This is a genomic window from Kitasatospora sp. P5_F3, from assembly GCF_054049135.1.
The window spans coordinates 100205-115170 of the sequence record NZ_JBFUMY010000002.1 but is presented as its reverse complement, the minus strand read 5'-3'; the positions used below and the strand labels follow the sequence as shown (position 1 = coordinate 115170).

The 14966-nt window shown below is 72.1% G+C and carries 10 protein-coding genes and 1 pseudogene; 2 read left to right on the top strand and 9 right to left on the bottom strand.

Annotated features, from left to right (window positions below):
* Positions 1-176: pseudogene (locus tag ACXJMZ_RS01700) on the top strand (ATP-binding protein); the annotation flags it as partial.
* A gap of 57 nt (positions 177-233) precedes the next feature.
* On the opposite strand, the gene cimA reads toward ACXJMZ_RS01700, so the two are convergent.
* The 4 genes from cimA to ACXJMZ_RS01680 form a co-directional block, all read right to left on the bottom strand.
* Positions 234-1841, bottom strand: coding sequence for a citramalate synthase (gene cimA, locus ACXJMZ_RS01695; protein WP_457028162.1), 1608 nt, complete (start codon positions 1839-1841; stop codon positions 234-236).
* Positions 1842-2171: 330 nt separating this feature from the next.
* Complete coding sequence (locus tag ACXJMZ_RS01690; protein WP_457028163.1) at positions 2172-2678, bottom strand: Uma2 family endonuclease; 507 nt, start codon at positions 2676-2678, stop codon at positions 2172-2174.
* Positions 2675-3787: a branched-chain amino acid aminotransferase gene (locus ACXJMZ_RS01685; RefSeq protein ID WP_457028161.1), complete on the bottom strand. Its 1113-nt coding sequence runs from the start codon at positions 3785-3787 to the stop codon at positions 2675-2677. Before ACXJMZ_RS01685 ends, ACXJMZ_RS01690 begins: the two co-directional genes overlap by 4 nt.
* Positions 3788-3931: 144 nt before the next feature.
* A complete protein-coding gene (locus tag ACXJMZ_RS01680) occupies positions 3932-4969 on the bottom strand; it encodes a 3-isopropylmalate dehydrogenase (RefSeq protein ID WP_457028160.1) in 1038 nt (345 codons plus the stop codon).
* Between the two features lie 136 nt (positions 4970-5105).
* Here ACXJMZ_RS01680 and ACXJMZ_RS01675 point away from each other — a divergent pair, with 136 nt between their 5' ends.
* Positions 5106-7607, top strand: a complete 2502-nt coding sequence (locus ACXJMZ_RS01675; protein WP_457028159.1) for a YfhO family protein — start codon at positions 5106-5108, stop codon at positions 7605-7607.
* 26 nt (positions 7608-7633) lie between these two features.
* Here the strand turns inward: ACXJMZ_RS01675 and ACXJMZ_RS01670 are convergent, their stop codons facing one another.
* From ACXJMZ_RS01670 to ilvN, 5 genes are all read right to left on the bottom strand, one after another.
* Entirely contained in the window at positions 7634-10924 is a 3291-nt protein-coding gene (locus ACXJMZ_RS01670; RefSeq protein ID WP_457028158.1) for a S8 family peptidase, read from the bottom strand.
* A 208-nt stretch (positions 10925-11132) separates the two neighbouring features.
* A complete protein-coding gene (locus ACXJMZ_RS01665) occupies positions 11133-11285 on the bottom strand; it encodes a hypothetical protein (protein ID WP_200948337.1) in 153 nt (50 codons plus the stop codon).
* 260 nt (positions 11286-11545) lie between these two features.
* Entirely contained in the window at positions 11546-13126 is a 1581-nt protein-coding gene (gene serA / locus ACXJMZ_RS01660; RefSeq protein ID WP_457028157.1) for a phosphoglycerate dehydrogenase, read from the bottom strand.
* A 200-nt stretch (positions 13127-13326) separates the two neighbouring features.
* On the bottom strand, positions 13327-14325 hold the full coding sequence (ilvC, locus tag ACXJMZ_RS01655) for a ketol-acid reductoisomerase (protein WP_457028156.1): 999 nt from the start codon (positions 14323-14325) through the stop codon (positions 13327-13329).
* 114 nt (positions 14326-14439) lie between these two features.
* Positions 14440-14964, bottom strand: a complete 525-nt coding sequence (gene ilvN / locus ACXJMZ_RS01650) for an acetolactate synthase small subunit (RefSeq protein ID WP_350664846.1) — start codon at positions 14962-14964, stop codon at positions 14440-14442.
* Positions 14965-14966 lie beyond the last annotated feature (2 nt).

The following is a 14966-nucleotide window of genomic DNA, read 5'->3' as shown; positions in this document are numbered from 1 at the left end:
TCGTCGCCCTCAACGGCTTCGACGGACACCAACCCCACACCGCCGACGAAGTCCGCGAAGCACTCCAACTCGGCCCCGACACCCCCGTCATCACCCTCGACGCCCGCCGCCGAGACAGCGCCAAAAGCGCCCTCATCACCCTCGTSGARCAYGCRCTGCTCGCACGWCTGCGGTGAGATCAGAACACCGAAAAGGGCCCGCCGTCCGTACGGCGGGCCCTTTCTGACCTTCGGTCAGCTCTCCGGGTCGAGCCCGGCCCGGATCAGGCCGTAGGTGTAGGCGTCCTCAAGTGCCAGCCAGGAGGCCCCGATCACGTTGTCGGCCACGCCGACGGTGGACCAGGTGGCCACCCCGTCGGTGGACTCGATCAGCACCCGGGTCTTGGAGCTGGTGCCGTGCGCGCCCTCCATGATCCGGACCTTGTAGTCCACCAGCTCGAGCTCGGCCAGCTTCGGGTAGATGTGCTCCAGGGCGGTCCGCAGCGCCTGGTCCAGCGCGTGCACCGGGCCGTTGCCCTCGCCGGTGGCGATCCGGCGCTCCCCCTTGGCCCAGAGCTTCACGGTCGCCTCGTTGCCCGAAGTACCGTCCGCCAGCTGCTCGCTGATGGTCCGCCAGGACTCCAGCGCGAAGAACCGCTGCCGGCTGCCCCGCACCTCGTCGCGGAGCAGCAGCTCGAACGAGGCGTCGGCGGCCTCGTAGGTGAAGCCGAGGTTCTCCTGCTCCTTGACCTTGGCCACCACCCGGCCGACCAGGTCGCGGTCGGCGGAGAGGTCGTAGCCGAGCTCCCTGCCCTTCAGCTCGATCGAGGCCCGGCCGGCCATGTCGGAGACCAGCATCCGCATGGTGTTGCCGACCTGCTCCGGGTCGATGTGCTGGTACAGGTCCGGGTCGACCTTGATCGCGGAGGCGTGCAGCCCGGCCTTGTGCGCGAAGGCGGAGAAGCCCACGTACGGCTGGTGGGTGGAGGGCGCCAGGTTGACCACCTCGGCGATGGCGTGCGAGATCCGGGTCATCTCCAGCAGCTTCCCGGCGGGCAGCACCCGACGGTCGTACTTCAGCTCCAGCGCGCCGACCACCGGGAACAGGTTGGCGTTGCCGACCCGCTCGCCGTAGCCGTTCGCGGTGCACTGCACGTGGGTGGCCCCGGCGTCCACGGCGGCCAGCGTGTTGGCCACCGCGCAGCCGGTGTCGTCCTGGGCGTGGATGCCGATCCGGGCGCCGGTCTCGGTGATCACGTCGGCGACGATCTCGCGCACCCCGAGCGGGAGCATCCCGCCGTTGGTGTCGCAGAGCACCACCACGTCGGCGCCCGCCCGGTGGGCGGCCTTCACCACGGCGAGGGCGTACTCGCGGTTGGCCTTGTACCCGTCGAAGAAGTGCTCGCAGTCGACGAAGACCCGGCGGTCCTGCGAGCGCAGGTACTCGACGCTGTCCCGGACCATCTCCAGGTTCTCGTCCAGCGTGGTACGCAGGGCGAGTTCGACGTGGCGGTCGTGCGACTTGGCCACCAGGGTGATCACCGGGGCGCCCGAGGTGACCAGCGCGGCCAGCTGCGGATCCTCGGCGGCCTTGCCGCCGGCCCGCCGGGTGGCGCCGAAGGCCACCAGCTGGGCGTGCTTGAACTCCAGCTCGGCGGCGGCCCGGGCGAAGAACTCGGTGTCCCGCGGGTTGGCCCCCGGCCAGCCGCCCTCGATGAAGCCGACGCCGAACTCGTCCAGGTGCCGGGCGATGGTCAGCTTGTCGGCCACGCTGAGGTTGATGCCCTCGCGCTGGGCGCCGTCGCGCAGCGTGGTGTCGAAGACGTGGAAGCTGTCGTGGGGTCGGGGGCTGGCCTCGGTCATGACCCTGGGTTCTCCGTTCGGGGAGGTACTGCTGCTGTTGCCGGGATACGTGATCCGGCTCCACTGTCCAGCATCCCGCGCGCTCCCGGTGTCCCCGAGCCCCCTCGTGAGGGGCCGGTGGCCGGTCCGGGCAAAACAAAAAACCCCTCGCGGATGCGAGAGGTCTGCGCGCGGGTCTGGACGCTGGTGGTCGCCCCGCGAATGTGGTTATTCGGGGACGGTCACTGCGGACCGGCGCGCCTGCTGCTAATAATCAGCGAAAGCGAGGACACCCTCGGAGTCTGGCACACCATCCGCGATGTGGCTCCGCCGTCTCGCGATCCGGGACGGTCAGCCGACCAGGTCACCCGTGTCCAGCGCGAATCCGAACGGCTCGGGCAACGGCAGTGCGGCACCGAGCACCACTCGCAGGGCGGACGCGTAGTCACCCGCCCCGGGATCGCCGTGCAACACGAGTTCGTTCCGCTGACGGTCCACCAGGAGGTACAGCGGAATCCTGGCGGCTGCGTACCCCTTGCGCTTGGCCTCCCGATCCTTCTCCGGCCGACTGGAGGTGACCTCAAGCACCATCAGGACCCCCACCGGCTCGGACCACGACTCCCGGTCGGCCATGACTCCGCGCTCGATGAACGCACCGTCCGGGATGAAGCGTCCTCCGGGGACGACGAGTCCGATCCCAGGTGCGAAGTCGAAATCCGCCGGGCAGTTCCGGAAGACCTGCCGGATGAAGCGGCCGATCGCAATCTCGTGATTAGTGTCCGGCGGTGGGGTCACGATGATCTCCCCGTCGATGAGCTCGGCCTTGAAAGGCTGCGGGACGCCCGGACGGGGTGTCAGACGATCTTGTGGAGCCAGCCGTGGGTGTCCGGAGCCTGGCCGCCCTGGAGGGCGAGCAGGGTCTTGCGGAGCTCCATGGTGATCGGGCCGGGCTCGCCGGTGCCCACCGTCCAGTCGGCGCGGGCGGACTTGACCGAGCCGACCGGGGTGATGACGGCGGCGGTGCCGCAGGCGAAGACCTCGGTGAGGGTGCCGTCGGCGTTGCCCTGCTTCCACTCGTCGGTGGAGATCTTCCGCTCCTGGACGGCGTAGCCGCGGTCGGCGGCCAGCGAGAGCAGCGAGTCGCGGGTGATGCCGGGGAGCAGGGCGCCGGAGAGCTCCGGGGTGACGATGGTGGCGTCCTTGCCCTCGCCGAAGACGAAGTACAGGTTCATCCCGCCCATCTCCTCGATCCACCGGTGCTCGGCGGCGTCCAGCCAGACCACCTGGTCGCAGCCCTTCTCGGCGGCCTGGGCCTGGGCGACCAGCGAGGCGGCGTAGTTGCCGGCGCACTTGGCGGTGCCGGTGCCGCCGGGAGCGGCCCGGACGTACTCCTCGGAGAGCCAGACCGAGACCGGCTTCACGCCGCCGGGGAAGTAGGCGCCGGCCGGGGAGGCGATGATCATGAAGAGGTACTCGTTGGCCGGGCGGACGCCCAGGCCGACCTCGGTGGCGAACATGAACGGGCGCAGGTAGAGGCTCTGCTCCGGCTCGTTCGGCACCCAGGACTGGTCCTGCCGGACCAGCAGCTCGACCGCCTCGACGAAGGCCTCGGTCGGCAGCTCGGGCATCGCCAGTCGGCGGGCCGAGGCCTGGAAGCGCTCGGCGTTGGCGGTCGGGCGGAAGGTGGAGATCGAGCCGTCGGCCTGGCGGTAGGCCTTCAGACCCTCGAAGATCGCCTGACCGTAGTGCAGGGTCATGTTCGCCGGGTCGATCTCCAGCGGGGCGTACGGGGTGAGCTGCGCGTCGTGCCAACCCCGGCCCTCGGTCCACCTGATGGTGACCATGTGGTCGGTGAAGACCCGCCCGAAGCCGGGATTGGCCAGCCTGGCCGTGCGCTCGCTGTCCGACAGCGGGTGCGCGGAGGGCTTGAGGTCGAACGTGATGGGCGCCTGGGTGGGCGTACTCATGACTGCCTGTCCTTCACCGTGGGGTTGGTCCGGGCCGCCACCCTCGGAAAAGAACATACGAAGGCACGGCCCACTGTCGATACTCGCATCCAGAGGGCCGTGCCGAACAGCCGGTGGGCTGCTACGTGGGGTAAAGCCGGCCCGTCAGCCGGATACTCGGGCGGCGAGCGCGTCGCCGACCTCGGACGTGGAACGGGTGCCGGAGCGCTCCAGCAGGTCGGCCGCGACGGCCGCCTCGACCTTGGCGGCCTCCGCGGCGAAGCCGAGGTGGTCCAGCAGCATGGCGACCGACAGCACGGTGGCGGTCGGGTCGGCCTTGCCCTGGCCGGCGATGTCCGGGGCCGAGCCGTGCACGGGCTCGAACATCGACGGGAAGGCGCCGCTCGGGTTGATGTTGCCCGAGGCCGCCAGGCCGATGCCGCCGGTGACGGCCGCGGCGAGGTCGGTGAGGATGTCGCCGAACAGGTTGTCGGTGACGATCACGTCGAAGCGCTCGGGCTGGGTGACGAAGAAGATGGTCGCCGCGTCCACGTGCAGGTAGTCGGTGCTGACCTCGGGGAACTCCTGGCCGACCTCGGCGAAGATCCGCGACCACAGGTGGCCGGCGTGCACCAGCACGTTGTTCTTGTGCACCAGCGTCAGCTTCTTGCGCGGGCGGGCGGCGGCGCGCTGGTACGCGTCCCGGACCACCCGCTCGATGCCGAACGCGGTGTTCAGGCTGACCTCGGTGGCCACCTCGTGCTCGGTGCCGGTGCGCAGCGAGCCGCCGTTGCCGACGTACGGGCCCTCGGTGCCCTCGCGGACCACGATGAAGTCGATCTTGGGGTCGCCACCGAGCGGGGACTGCACGCCGGGGAGCAGCTTGCCCGGGCGGAGGTTGATGTGGTGGTCGAAGGCGAACCGCAGCTTGAGCAGCAGCCCGCGCTCCAGCACGCCGGACGGCACGCTCGGGTCGCCGATGGCGCCGAGCAGGATCGCGTCCTGGGTCTTCAGCTCCTCCAGTACCGCGTCCGGCAGGGTCTCACCGGTGCGGTGGTAGAGGCGGGCGCCGAGGTCGTACTCGGTGGTCTCGACCTTGACGTCGGCGGGGAGGACGGCGGCGAGCACCTTGAGGCCCTCGGCCACCACTTCCTGGCCGATACCGTCACCGGGGACAACTGCGAGACGAAGGCTGCGAGACATGCAGGCGACCCTACTCCGCGTCCCAGGGGCTGACACCTGACGTCCGCCATTCGGACGCCGCGTGTCGCCTCGCGGCGATCCGGTCGAAATTGGGACATTACCGGAGCAGCGAACTGACCGTCAGGAGCACCGACACGTGAGCGAATCCAGCCGCCGGGCCGAGTCGGCCGCGGCCGGACTCGCCGCCGGGATCTCGATGGGCGCGTACTGCCTGGCGATGGCGATCCACGGGACCTACCCGTTCGGCGACCGCTCGCGGGCGGTGAACGACCTGGGCGACCAGGCCGTCCCGTTCCACGCCCACCTGTGGGACCTGATGCACGGCGCTGGAACATCAACAACGGGCACCGGCGACCTGCTGTTCAACTGGAACAGCGGCTACGGCGCACCCTTCCTGGCCGACTTCTTCGGCTACCTGATGAATCCGTTCTCCTGGCTGGTCGGCCTGTTCCCCCGCTCGGCGGTGAACTTCCCGGTCTTCCTGGTCACCCTGCTCAGCATCGGCCTCGGCGCGGCGGTGATGACCCACTTCCTGGGCCGCCTGCACCCCGGCTCCGGACTGCTGCGGGCGCTGCTCGCGGTCGGCTACGGGCTCTGCGCCTGGGTGCTCGACGAGGGCTCGGCGGACCCGATGTGGATGTGGGGCCTGGTCTCGCTGCCGCTGCTCTGCCTGGCCGGCGACTGGTGCCTGCGGGGGAGGCACTGGGTGCTCGGCAGCCTCGCGGTGGCGGTGGCCTGGGCGGGCAACTACTACACCGGGGCGATGGCCACCCTCGGTGCCGGTCTGGTCCTGCTGCTGCGGGTGCTGCTGCTGACGGAGCGCCCGGTGCTCGCCCGGCTGAAGGTGCTGGGGCGCGCGGCCGCCATGGTGCTGCTCGGGGTGCTGCTGGCCGCTCCGGTCCTGACGGTGGGTCTGACGGCGAGCAGAGCCGCCCAGCCGGCCCCGCTGGCGACCTACGACGGGCCGCCCGGGCTGACCGACTACCTGGCCCAGCTGCTGCCCGGCGGCCGCTCGGACCACCCGCTGCCGAACGTCTTCGTCGGCGTCCTCGGCCTGCTGCTGGTCGCCACCCTGCCGTTCAACCGCCGGGTCCGGGCCCGCGAGCGGATCGGCTGGTACGCGCTGCTGCTGCTGGTCGGCGCGAGCTTCGTCTGGGAGCCGACCGTCCTGCTCTGGCACGGCCTTACGCTCCCGGACGACAGCCCGTACCGGGCCGGCTTCGTGCTGAGCGGGCTGCTGGTGATGGCGGCCTGGGTCTCGCTCTCCCGCCGCCCCGACCTGTTCGCGCTGGCCGGTGGCGCCGGGGTGCTGGGGCTGATCGCGCTGCTCGGCCACGGGCAGAGCTCGGTCCACGCCTCGACCTGGGTGCTGCTGTCGGCGGGCGGCGTGCTGGCGCTCGGCGCGCTCTGGCTCCTGGAGCGCGGGACGGCGCGGAAGGCGGTCGGCGCGCTGCTGGCGCTCGGTGTGCTGGCCGGGGCCACCTACTCGACGTACTCGGTCGCGGTGATCCGCGACCAGCTGCCGTTCCTCCCGCCCGGGACCACCGTCGGCGCCCAGTCGGCGTACCAGGTGATCCAGCAGGCGGACGACTGGCCGAACGTCCGGACCGACCCCGGGCCGCACGAGTTCACGGCCAACGACCCGTTGCTGCTCGGCGGCGAGGGCGGCTCGTACTACTCCGGCCATCTGCCCAGGACCACCGCCGAGCTGCTGCACGACCTCGGCGCGGGCTGGTACCGCCACGGCCGGCACACCCTCAGCCCCGCCGACCCGGTCGGGCGGGCGCTGTTCGGGGTGACCACCTACCTGGAGAGCAGCTCGGCCCCGGACGGCTTCACCGTCGAACAGGCGCCCGCCGTCCCGCTGATCACCGTGCAGCCGGCCGGCCCCGCCCCCGACACCTCCTCGGTCTGGACCAGGCAGCAGGCCCTGCTCGGCGCCACGGTCTACCGGGTTCCGCAGCTCACCCCGACCGCAGGACCGGCCCCGACCCTGCACGGCAGCAGCGGCTGGTCGGTCCCGGCCACTCCTGCGGGCGGCACCGGGACCACCTTCGAGGGCAGCTGCCTCCCCGGCGACCAGGTCTTCTTCTACGGCCCGTGGTTCAACGGCACGGTCCTGGGCCTGGGCACGGAGTACACCGGCCACGGCCTCCAGCCGATGACCGCGATGCCGATCCGGCTGCTCGGCGACGCCCCCGCCGACGGCCGGTTCGAGCTGGAGCTGCGGACCGGGGCCGCCGCCCAGGTCCCGGCCCAGCCGGTCGGCTGCCTGGACCGGACCGCGCTGAGCGCGGCGCTGGCCCGGCCGAACGGCGCGACCGCCGTGCACAGCACCGGACACTCCGTCAGCGCCGAGCTGCCGCCCGGCTCCACCGGGACCGCGCTGATCTCCGTCCCGGCCGTCGACGGCTGGCAGTGCGCGGTGGGCGACGGGCCCGAGCAGCCGGCCCACTCGGTGCTCGGCATGATCGGTGTCCCGCTCGGCACCGGAGCCTCCCGGCTGAGCTGCACGTACCGGCCCCCGGGGCTGACGCAGGGGGCGACGGTGAGCGGGGCGGCGGTGGCGGTCCTGGTCGGTGTCGCCCTGGTCGCCCTGCTGCGCCGGCGGGCCCGGGCCGATCGGGTTTCTCGCTGAGTGGACGGGCCGGATCCACCGAGCCCTCAGCGCAGCCGGACCAGCTGGGCGCGGCGCCCGTCCGGGTTGAAGTGGTGGACGAGCAGCAGCCGGTCCGCCCCGGCCCCGCGCCGTCTGACCTCCAGGACCGCGCCGGGCTGCTCGGGCACCGCGACGGCCGTCGGGCCACCCGCCCCGGCCCGGACGTCCAGCGCCGGGGCGAGCACGTCGACGGTCAGGGTGGGCCGCTCGCCCTGCAGGCCGATCGAGGAGAGCGCCGCCGCCACGTCGGGCGTGCCGGGTGCAGCGAAGGCGGTCCACAGGCCGTACCGGATCTTCGAGGTGCTCTGTCGGAGCCCCGGCAGCTTGGCCAGCCGGACCGGCAGCACCACGGTGTCGCTGTCCAGCAGTCCGGTGTCGGTGTCGCCCCACCGGGCGTTCAGCGGCTGGACGTCCAGCTCCTCGCCGGTCCTGGCGTCCAGCGTCCTGGCCACCAGCACGTCGCTGCCCTTGAGCCGGGCGGCGGCCACCACCACGTCGGTGACCTGGTCGCCGTCGGTGTCCAGGGAGGCCCGGACCACGACGCCGCCGGCCGGGGTGGCAGCCGGTGCCCACAGGGTCGCGGCCAGGTAGAGCGTGCCGTTCTCCAGCGGCTCGCCGCCGACCGCAGGGGCGTCGCTGGCGGCGCCCACCGCGCGCAGGTTGGCAGCCCGGTCGCCCGGGGCGGTCACGCAGACGTCTGCGGCCTTCTCCGGCTCCGCCGTCGCCCCCGGCGGGCAGTCCGGCCAGCGGGCCGCCTCGCCGCCCAGCGCGAAGGCGCTGACCAGCGCCCCGTTCGCGGTCGGCGCGCCGGTGCCGGTGATGCTCAGCAGGGTGTTCCCGGCGGCCCGGACCTGCGGACCGGCCGTCAGCTCCGAGACGGCGTGCGGCGCGGCGAACAGCGGCACCCGGAGCGCGGGCGGGCCGGCCTCGGCCGGGGTCAGCAGCAGCCGTCCGGACAGCTCGCCCCGGTAGCTCCTGGCCTTGCCGCCCTGCACCAGGTCGAGGGTCGGGTCCGGCGCCCGGTCCAGCTGCCCGGGCACCCGCAGGGTGACGGTCACCCGGGCGGTACCGCCGGGCGGCACGGTGACCTGAGTCGGCGTCAGCTCGAAGGAGGCGCCCGGCAGTTCGGTGGCCGCCAGGTAGCCGGTGCGGTACTCCAGCGGGCGGTCGGCGAAGCTGCGCAGCTCGACCTCCCGGCTCTGCGTGGTCGGCCCGCTGACCGGCACAGGACCGAACGAGAGCCCGACCGCTCCGTCCACCTCGGGCCCCGCCGCGTACGCGACCACCGGGGTGGCCACCGCGAGGTCGACCCTGGCCCGCCCTGCGCCGGTCCGCCCGGGCCCGTACACCGGGCCTGACCGGTCGTCACCCGCCCAGGTGTCGCCGGTGGTGTTCATCAGCGCGGCCTTCAGCTGGGCCACCGTCCAGTCGGGGTGGGCGGCCCGGACCAGCGCGGCCAGCCCGGCCACGTGCGGGGCCGCCATCGAGGTGCCGTCCTCGCGCATACCGCCGGAGCCCGCGCCCGCCTTGGCGGACCAGATGGTCTCCCCCGGCGCCGCCAGGTCCGGCTTGACCAGTCCGGGCAGCCCGACCCCGCGTGAGGTGAAGGTGGTCAGGGTGTCGGTCCGCTGCGGCTGGTCCTGGGCCACCGCGCCGTGCAACGGGTTGCCGGGGGTGGCCAGTTGGACGGTCACCGGTCCTGTCTCGACGGCCCGGAGCAGCCGCTCGCCGTCCGCCTTGGCCAGGATCGCCACCGGTACCCGGTCGTTGCCCGCGAGCTCGCCGAGGTGGTCGCCGTCGGCGGCGAACAGCGCGCCGAGCGCGCCCGCGTCGGCCGCGTGGTCGGCCCGCGCCGCCGAACCGCAGGCCCGGTCCGGGTCCTTGGTCCGCCAGGACAGCAGGGCGATCTTGCCCTTGAGCCTGGCCGCGTCGGCGGCCGAGAAGGCGGCGCAGCCGTCCGACTGGTCCACCGGCAGCGCGAGCGGGCCCTGCACCTCGCGGTCCGCCCAGTGCTGGTACTTGGCGCTCCAGTGCGTCGGGACCAGCCCGGCCAGCGGCTCGGGGGCCAGCACCCGCAGGCCGTCCGCGTCGCCGTGCGGGTCGACCGAGGCGGCCACCGTGAGCACCCGGGGCGCGGTGCCGGGGCTGCCGCCGATCGCGTACACGTCGCCCTCGTTACCCGCCGCCGCGACCACCACCGTGCCCAGCGCGGCCAGCCGGTCGGCGGCGATCGCGTCCGCGTCGTCCGGGCCGCCGAACGGGCTGCCGAGCGAGAGGTTGACCACGTCGAGACGGTCCGTCAGATCGCCGTTCCCGTCCGGGTCGGCGGCCAGGTCGAGTGCCTGGGCGAGCTGGTCGGTCGAGCCGTCGCAGCCGAACACCCGGATCGCGAACAGCCGCGCCTCGGGCGCCGCCCCCGGGCCGACCTTGAAGCCGGCCGGGTCCAGGCCCCGGGTGTACGGGCCCCGGTAGGTCTGGCCGGCCGCGGTGACGCCGTACCCGGCGGCGGTGCCCGCGACGTGCGTGCCGTGGCCGTTCAGCGCGCAGTCGATCGGGTTGTCGTCCGGCTTCGGGGTGCCGCCCTCGGGCGTACCCGGGTCGTAGGCGTCGCCGACCAGGTCCCGCCCGCCGTACACCTTCTCGGTCGGGAACAGGCCCTGGGGTGCGGGCTTGGCACCGTCCACCGCCTGGAACGCCTGCTCGGTGCCGGGCCCGCCGAAGTCGGCGTGGGTGTAGTCGATGCCGGAGTCGATGATGCCGACGCTGACGCCCCGGCCGGTGTTGCCGGGCAGAGCGGCGTCGGCGGACTGCCCGGCCCAGACCGCGGGGGCGCCGAGCAGCGGGACGGAGTGCCCGTTGACCCGGTTCTTCAGCGCGATCGGGTGCACCGCGCGGACCCCGGGGAGCCGGCCCAGCGCGGGCAGCGCGGCGGCGGGGGCGCTCACCGCGATCCCGGTCAGCAGGGTCTCGGTGCGGTACAGCTCGTGGGCGGCGGGGGCGGATCGCCGTACCGCGCCCGCGAGTTGGTCGGCGGCCCGGCCGGCCGCCCGGCGCTGTTCGGCCCCGGCGGCCGAGGCCGCCCGGCGGACCGCGTCCGGTGACCTGCGTTCGCTCCTGGCCTGATCGGCGGCCCGCTGCCAGGCAGGCGCGGCGGCCTCGGTGTCGAGTTCGAGCAGGACGCTGCGGCGGGCCTCTGAACCGCGCTCGGCCGCCGCACCGGAGACCGGTACGGCGGCGAGCGCGAGCGAGCCGGTCAGCAGCGCGATGCCGAACCGGAGTGCTGAGCTGGTGCGCACGGGGCTGTCTCCCCCGGCAGGGGCTCTGGCGGGTCCGCGCCGTGCGGAGCCCGATCACCCTTCCGGAGGCACCAAATTACGATCATCGCGCCGGAGAGCGCGAGCACCGTCCCTCGTCCGGGGGCGCACTGCACTCCTGCGGGTGACGGATCGTCAGGCGTTCGGCCCAACACCCGTAACCGACTCGGCAACCGGACGGGTGACCGGCTCAGTGGCCGGTGGCACCGCCGTTGTCACGGCGGTCCAGCGCGCGCTGGAGGGCAGCCGCGGCATTCGGGTTGGGCTCGGCACGGCGACGGCGGCGGGGGGCCTGCGTACGGTCGGCGGAAGCGGCGGCGTGGCGGTCTGCGGTGGGGGGCATACCGAACTCCTTGAGGACGTGCGGGGGGAGGGTTTCGGGTACGCCGGCCAGGGGTCGCCTGCCGTGCTGCGTACGTGCGCATCCGGGCCTGGCGCCCTCGAGTTGGAGGGGCGGCTCGCCGGATTGCTCTTTCACGGTACGACCTGGAGCGGGTGCTGTCTGCACGGATAGTTGGATTTCCTAGTATCTGAGACAGGACGCACCCGGACAACGAAAAGGGCCCGGCCCGCCGAAGCGGACCGGGCCCCTCCGGCGAGTGATCAGCCGAGGTTGACCGCGCGGGCGAACTGCGCGCCGATCGCACCGGCGATCTCGGTCAGGACCTCCTGGGAGACCTCGCTGTCCACGGTGATCGAGGCCAGCGCCTCGGAGCCGTCCCGGGCCACCTGCATGCCGGCGATGTTGATGCCCGCGTCACCGAGGATCCGGCCGAGGGTGCCGACCACGCCGGGGCGGTCCTCGTACTTGAAGAACGCCATGTGGTCGGTGAGCGCCACGTCCACGTCGAAGGCGTCCACGCCGACGATCTTCTGGGTCTGCTTCGGGCCGGACAGCGTGCCCGAGATGGCGATCTCGCCGCCGCCGGAGAGCGTGCCGCGCACGGTGATCACGTTGCGGTGCTCGGGCGACTCGCTGGAGGTGGTGAGGCGGACCTCGACGCCACGCTCCTGGGCGAACAGCGGGGCGTTGACGTAGGACACCGTCTCCGCCACGACATCCTCGAACACGCCCTTGAGCGCGGAGAGTTCGAGCACCTTCACGTCGTGCTGGGTGATCTCGCCACGGACCTCGACGTCCAGCCTGACGGCGACCTCGCCGGCCAGCGCGGTGAAGATCCGGCCGAGCTTCTCGGCCAGCGGCAGGCCCGGACGGACGTCTTCGGCGATCACGCCGCCCTGGACGTTGACCGCGTCCGGCACCAGCTCGCCCGCGAGGGCGAGGCGGACCGACTTGGCGACCGCGATGCCGGCCTTCTCCTGCGCCTCGTCGGTGGAGGCGCCCAGGTGCGGGGTAGCCACCACGTTGTCGAAGCCGAACAGCGGGGAGTCGGTGCACGGCTCCTTGGCGTAGACGTCCAGGCCGGCCCCGGCCACCCGGCCGTCGCGCAGCGCGGAGGCCAGCGCGGCCTCGTCCACGATGCCGCCGCGGGCGGCGTTGACGATCCGCACGGTCGGCTTGACCTTGTGCAGCGCCTCGTCGCCGATCAGGCCGATCGTCTCCGGGGTCTTCGGGAGGTGCACGGTGATGAAGTCCGAGACCTCCAGCAGCTCCTCCAGCGAGAGCAGCTTGACGCCCATCTGAGCCGCGCGGGCGGCCTGGATGTAGGGGTCGTACGCCACGATCTTCATGCCGAAGGCGGACATCCGCTGGGCGACCAGCACGCCGATCCGGCCCAGGCCGACCACGCCGAGGGTCTTCTCGGAGAGCTCGACGCCGGTGTACTTGTTGCGCTTCCACTCGCCCTGCTTGAGCGCGGCGCTGGCCGGGGCGATGTTGCGGGCCGAGGCGATCAGCAGGCCACAGGCCAGCTCGGCGGCGGTGACGATGTTGGAGGTCGGCGCGTTGACGACCATCACACCGGCCTTGGTGGAGGCCGCCACGTCCACGTTGTCCAGGCCGACGCCCGCACGGGCGACCACCTTGAGCTTCTTCGCGGCCGCCAGCGCCTCCGCGTCCACCTTGGTGGCGGAGCGGATCAGGATGGCGTCCACGTCGGCGATCGCGGTCAGCAGCTCGGTGCGGTCCGCACCGTTGCAGTGCCGGATCTCGAAGTCGGGGCCGAGTGCGTCGACTGTGGCGGGGGACAGCTCTTCGGCAATCAGAACTACGGATTTGCTCACGACAGTGTTGTCCTTAACTGTCCGGTTCTCCCCGCGCACGATGGTGGCGTGGAAAGCGGGGGAAGGTGGCATGCCGCGTAGATAGACGCACGACGCTGTGGGCCTGACGCGCACTCGGAAGTGTATCGACGGGCTGGCGGCCGGGCTGCTCCCGTCCGGCGAAATCACCCGGACGGGAGCAGCCTAGTTGTACAAGGCAGTTACGCCTTCTCGTTGACCCAGCTCATCAGACCGCGGAGCTTCTTGCCCGTGGTCTCCAGCAGGTGGTCGGCGTCCGCGTTCTTGTACTCGTTGTACTTCGGCAGGCCGGCCTTGTACTCGGCGATCCAGGCGTTGGCGAAGGTGCCGTCCTGGATCTCGGTGAGGACCTGCTTCATGGCGGCCTTGGTGTCGGCCGTGATGATGCGCGGGCCGGTCACGTAGTCGCCCCACTCGGCGGTCTCCGAGATGGACCAGCGCATCTTCTCCAGGCCGCCCTCGTACATCAGGTCGACGATGAGCTTCAGCTCGTGCAGGCACTCGAAGTAGGCGATCTCCGGCTGGTAGCCGGCCTCGACCAGGGTCTCGAAACCGGCCTTGACCAGGGCGGCGGTGCCACCGCAGAGGACGGCCTGCTCACCGAACAGGTCGGTCTCGGTCTCCTCGGTGAAGGTGGTCTTGATGACGCCGGCCTTGGTGGCGCCGATGCCCTTGGCGTAGGACAGCGCCAGCTCGAAGGCCTTGCCGGTGGCGTCCTGCTCGACGGCCACGATGGCGGGAACGCCACGGCCTTCCTGGTACTGACGGCGCACCAGGTGGCCCGGGCCCTTGGGGGCGACCATGCAGACGTCGACGTCGGCCGGGGGCTTGATGAAGCCGAAGCGGATGTTCAGGCCGTGGCCGAAGAACAGCGCGTCGCCCGCCTTCAGGTGCGGCGCGATGTCCGCCTCGTAGACGTCGGACTGGATCGGGTCCGGCACCAGGATCATGATGACGTCGGCCTCGGCGGCGGCCTCGGCGGCGGTGACGACGCGCAGGCCCGCTTCCTCGGCCTTGGCACGGGAGGACGAGCCCTCCTTGAGGCCGACCCGGACGTCCACGCCCGAGTCACGCAGCGACAGCGCGTGGGCGTGGCCCTGGCTGCCGTAGCCGATGATCGCGACCTTGCGGCCCTGGATGATGGACAGGTCGGCGTCGTCTTCGTAGAACAGCTCGGCCACGGGGGCACATCTCCTTGCGTGGTGGTGATGCCGGTGCGTACCTACCGTACGTGGACCCGGCGGGGGTGTGGGGCGGTGCTTCAGGGGGTGAGACGACTGGTCGTCAGAGCGGGATCAGGCGCTTCGGTCGAGCGCCCGGAGCGAGCGGTCGGTGATCGACCGGGCGCCGCGTCCGATGGCGACCAGGCCGGACTGGACCAACTCCTTGATGCCGTACGGCTCCAGCATCCGGAGCATCGCCTCCAGCTTGTCCGAGCTGCCGGTGGCCTCGATGGTCACCGCGTCGGGCGAGACGTCGACCGTCTTGGCCCGGAACAGCTGGACGATCTCGACGATCTGCGAGCGCGACTCGGCGTCGGCCCGGACCTTGACCAGGACCAACTCCCGCTGGATGGCGGCGGACTGGTCGAGTTCGACGATCTTTATCACGTTGACCAGCTTGTTCAGCTGCTTGGTGACCTGCTCCAACGGGAGGTCCTCCACGTTGACCACGATCGTCATCCGGGAGATGTCCGGGTGCTCGGTCGGGCCGACGGCCAGCGAGTCGATGTTGAAACCCCGACGGGAGAACAGCGCGGCGATGCGGGCGAGCACGCCGGGCTTGTTCTCGACCAGGACGGAGAGGGTGTGCTTGGACATGG

Coding starts and splice junctions, on each gene's coding strand:
- cimA (WP_457028162.1), bottom strand. CDS start 1,841: ATGACCGAGGCCAGCCCCCGACCCCACGACAGCTTCCACGTCTTCGAC.
- ACXJMZ_RS01685 (WP_457028161.1), bottom strand. CDS start 3,787: ATGAGTACGCCCACCCAGGCGCCCATCACGTTCGACCTCAAGCCCTCC.
- ACXJMZ_RS01680 (WP_457028160.1), bottom strand. CDS start 4,969: ATGTCTCGCAGCCTTCGTCTCGCAGTTGTCCCCGGTGACGGTATCGGC.
- ACXJMZ_RS01665 (WP_200948337.1), bottom strand. CDS start 11,285: ATGCCCCCCACCGCAGACCGCCACGCCGCCGCTTCCGCCGACCGTACG.
- ilvN (WP_350664846.1), bottom strand. CDS start 14,964: ATGTCCAAGCACACCCTCTCCGTCCTGGTCGAGAACAAGCCCGGCGTG.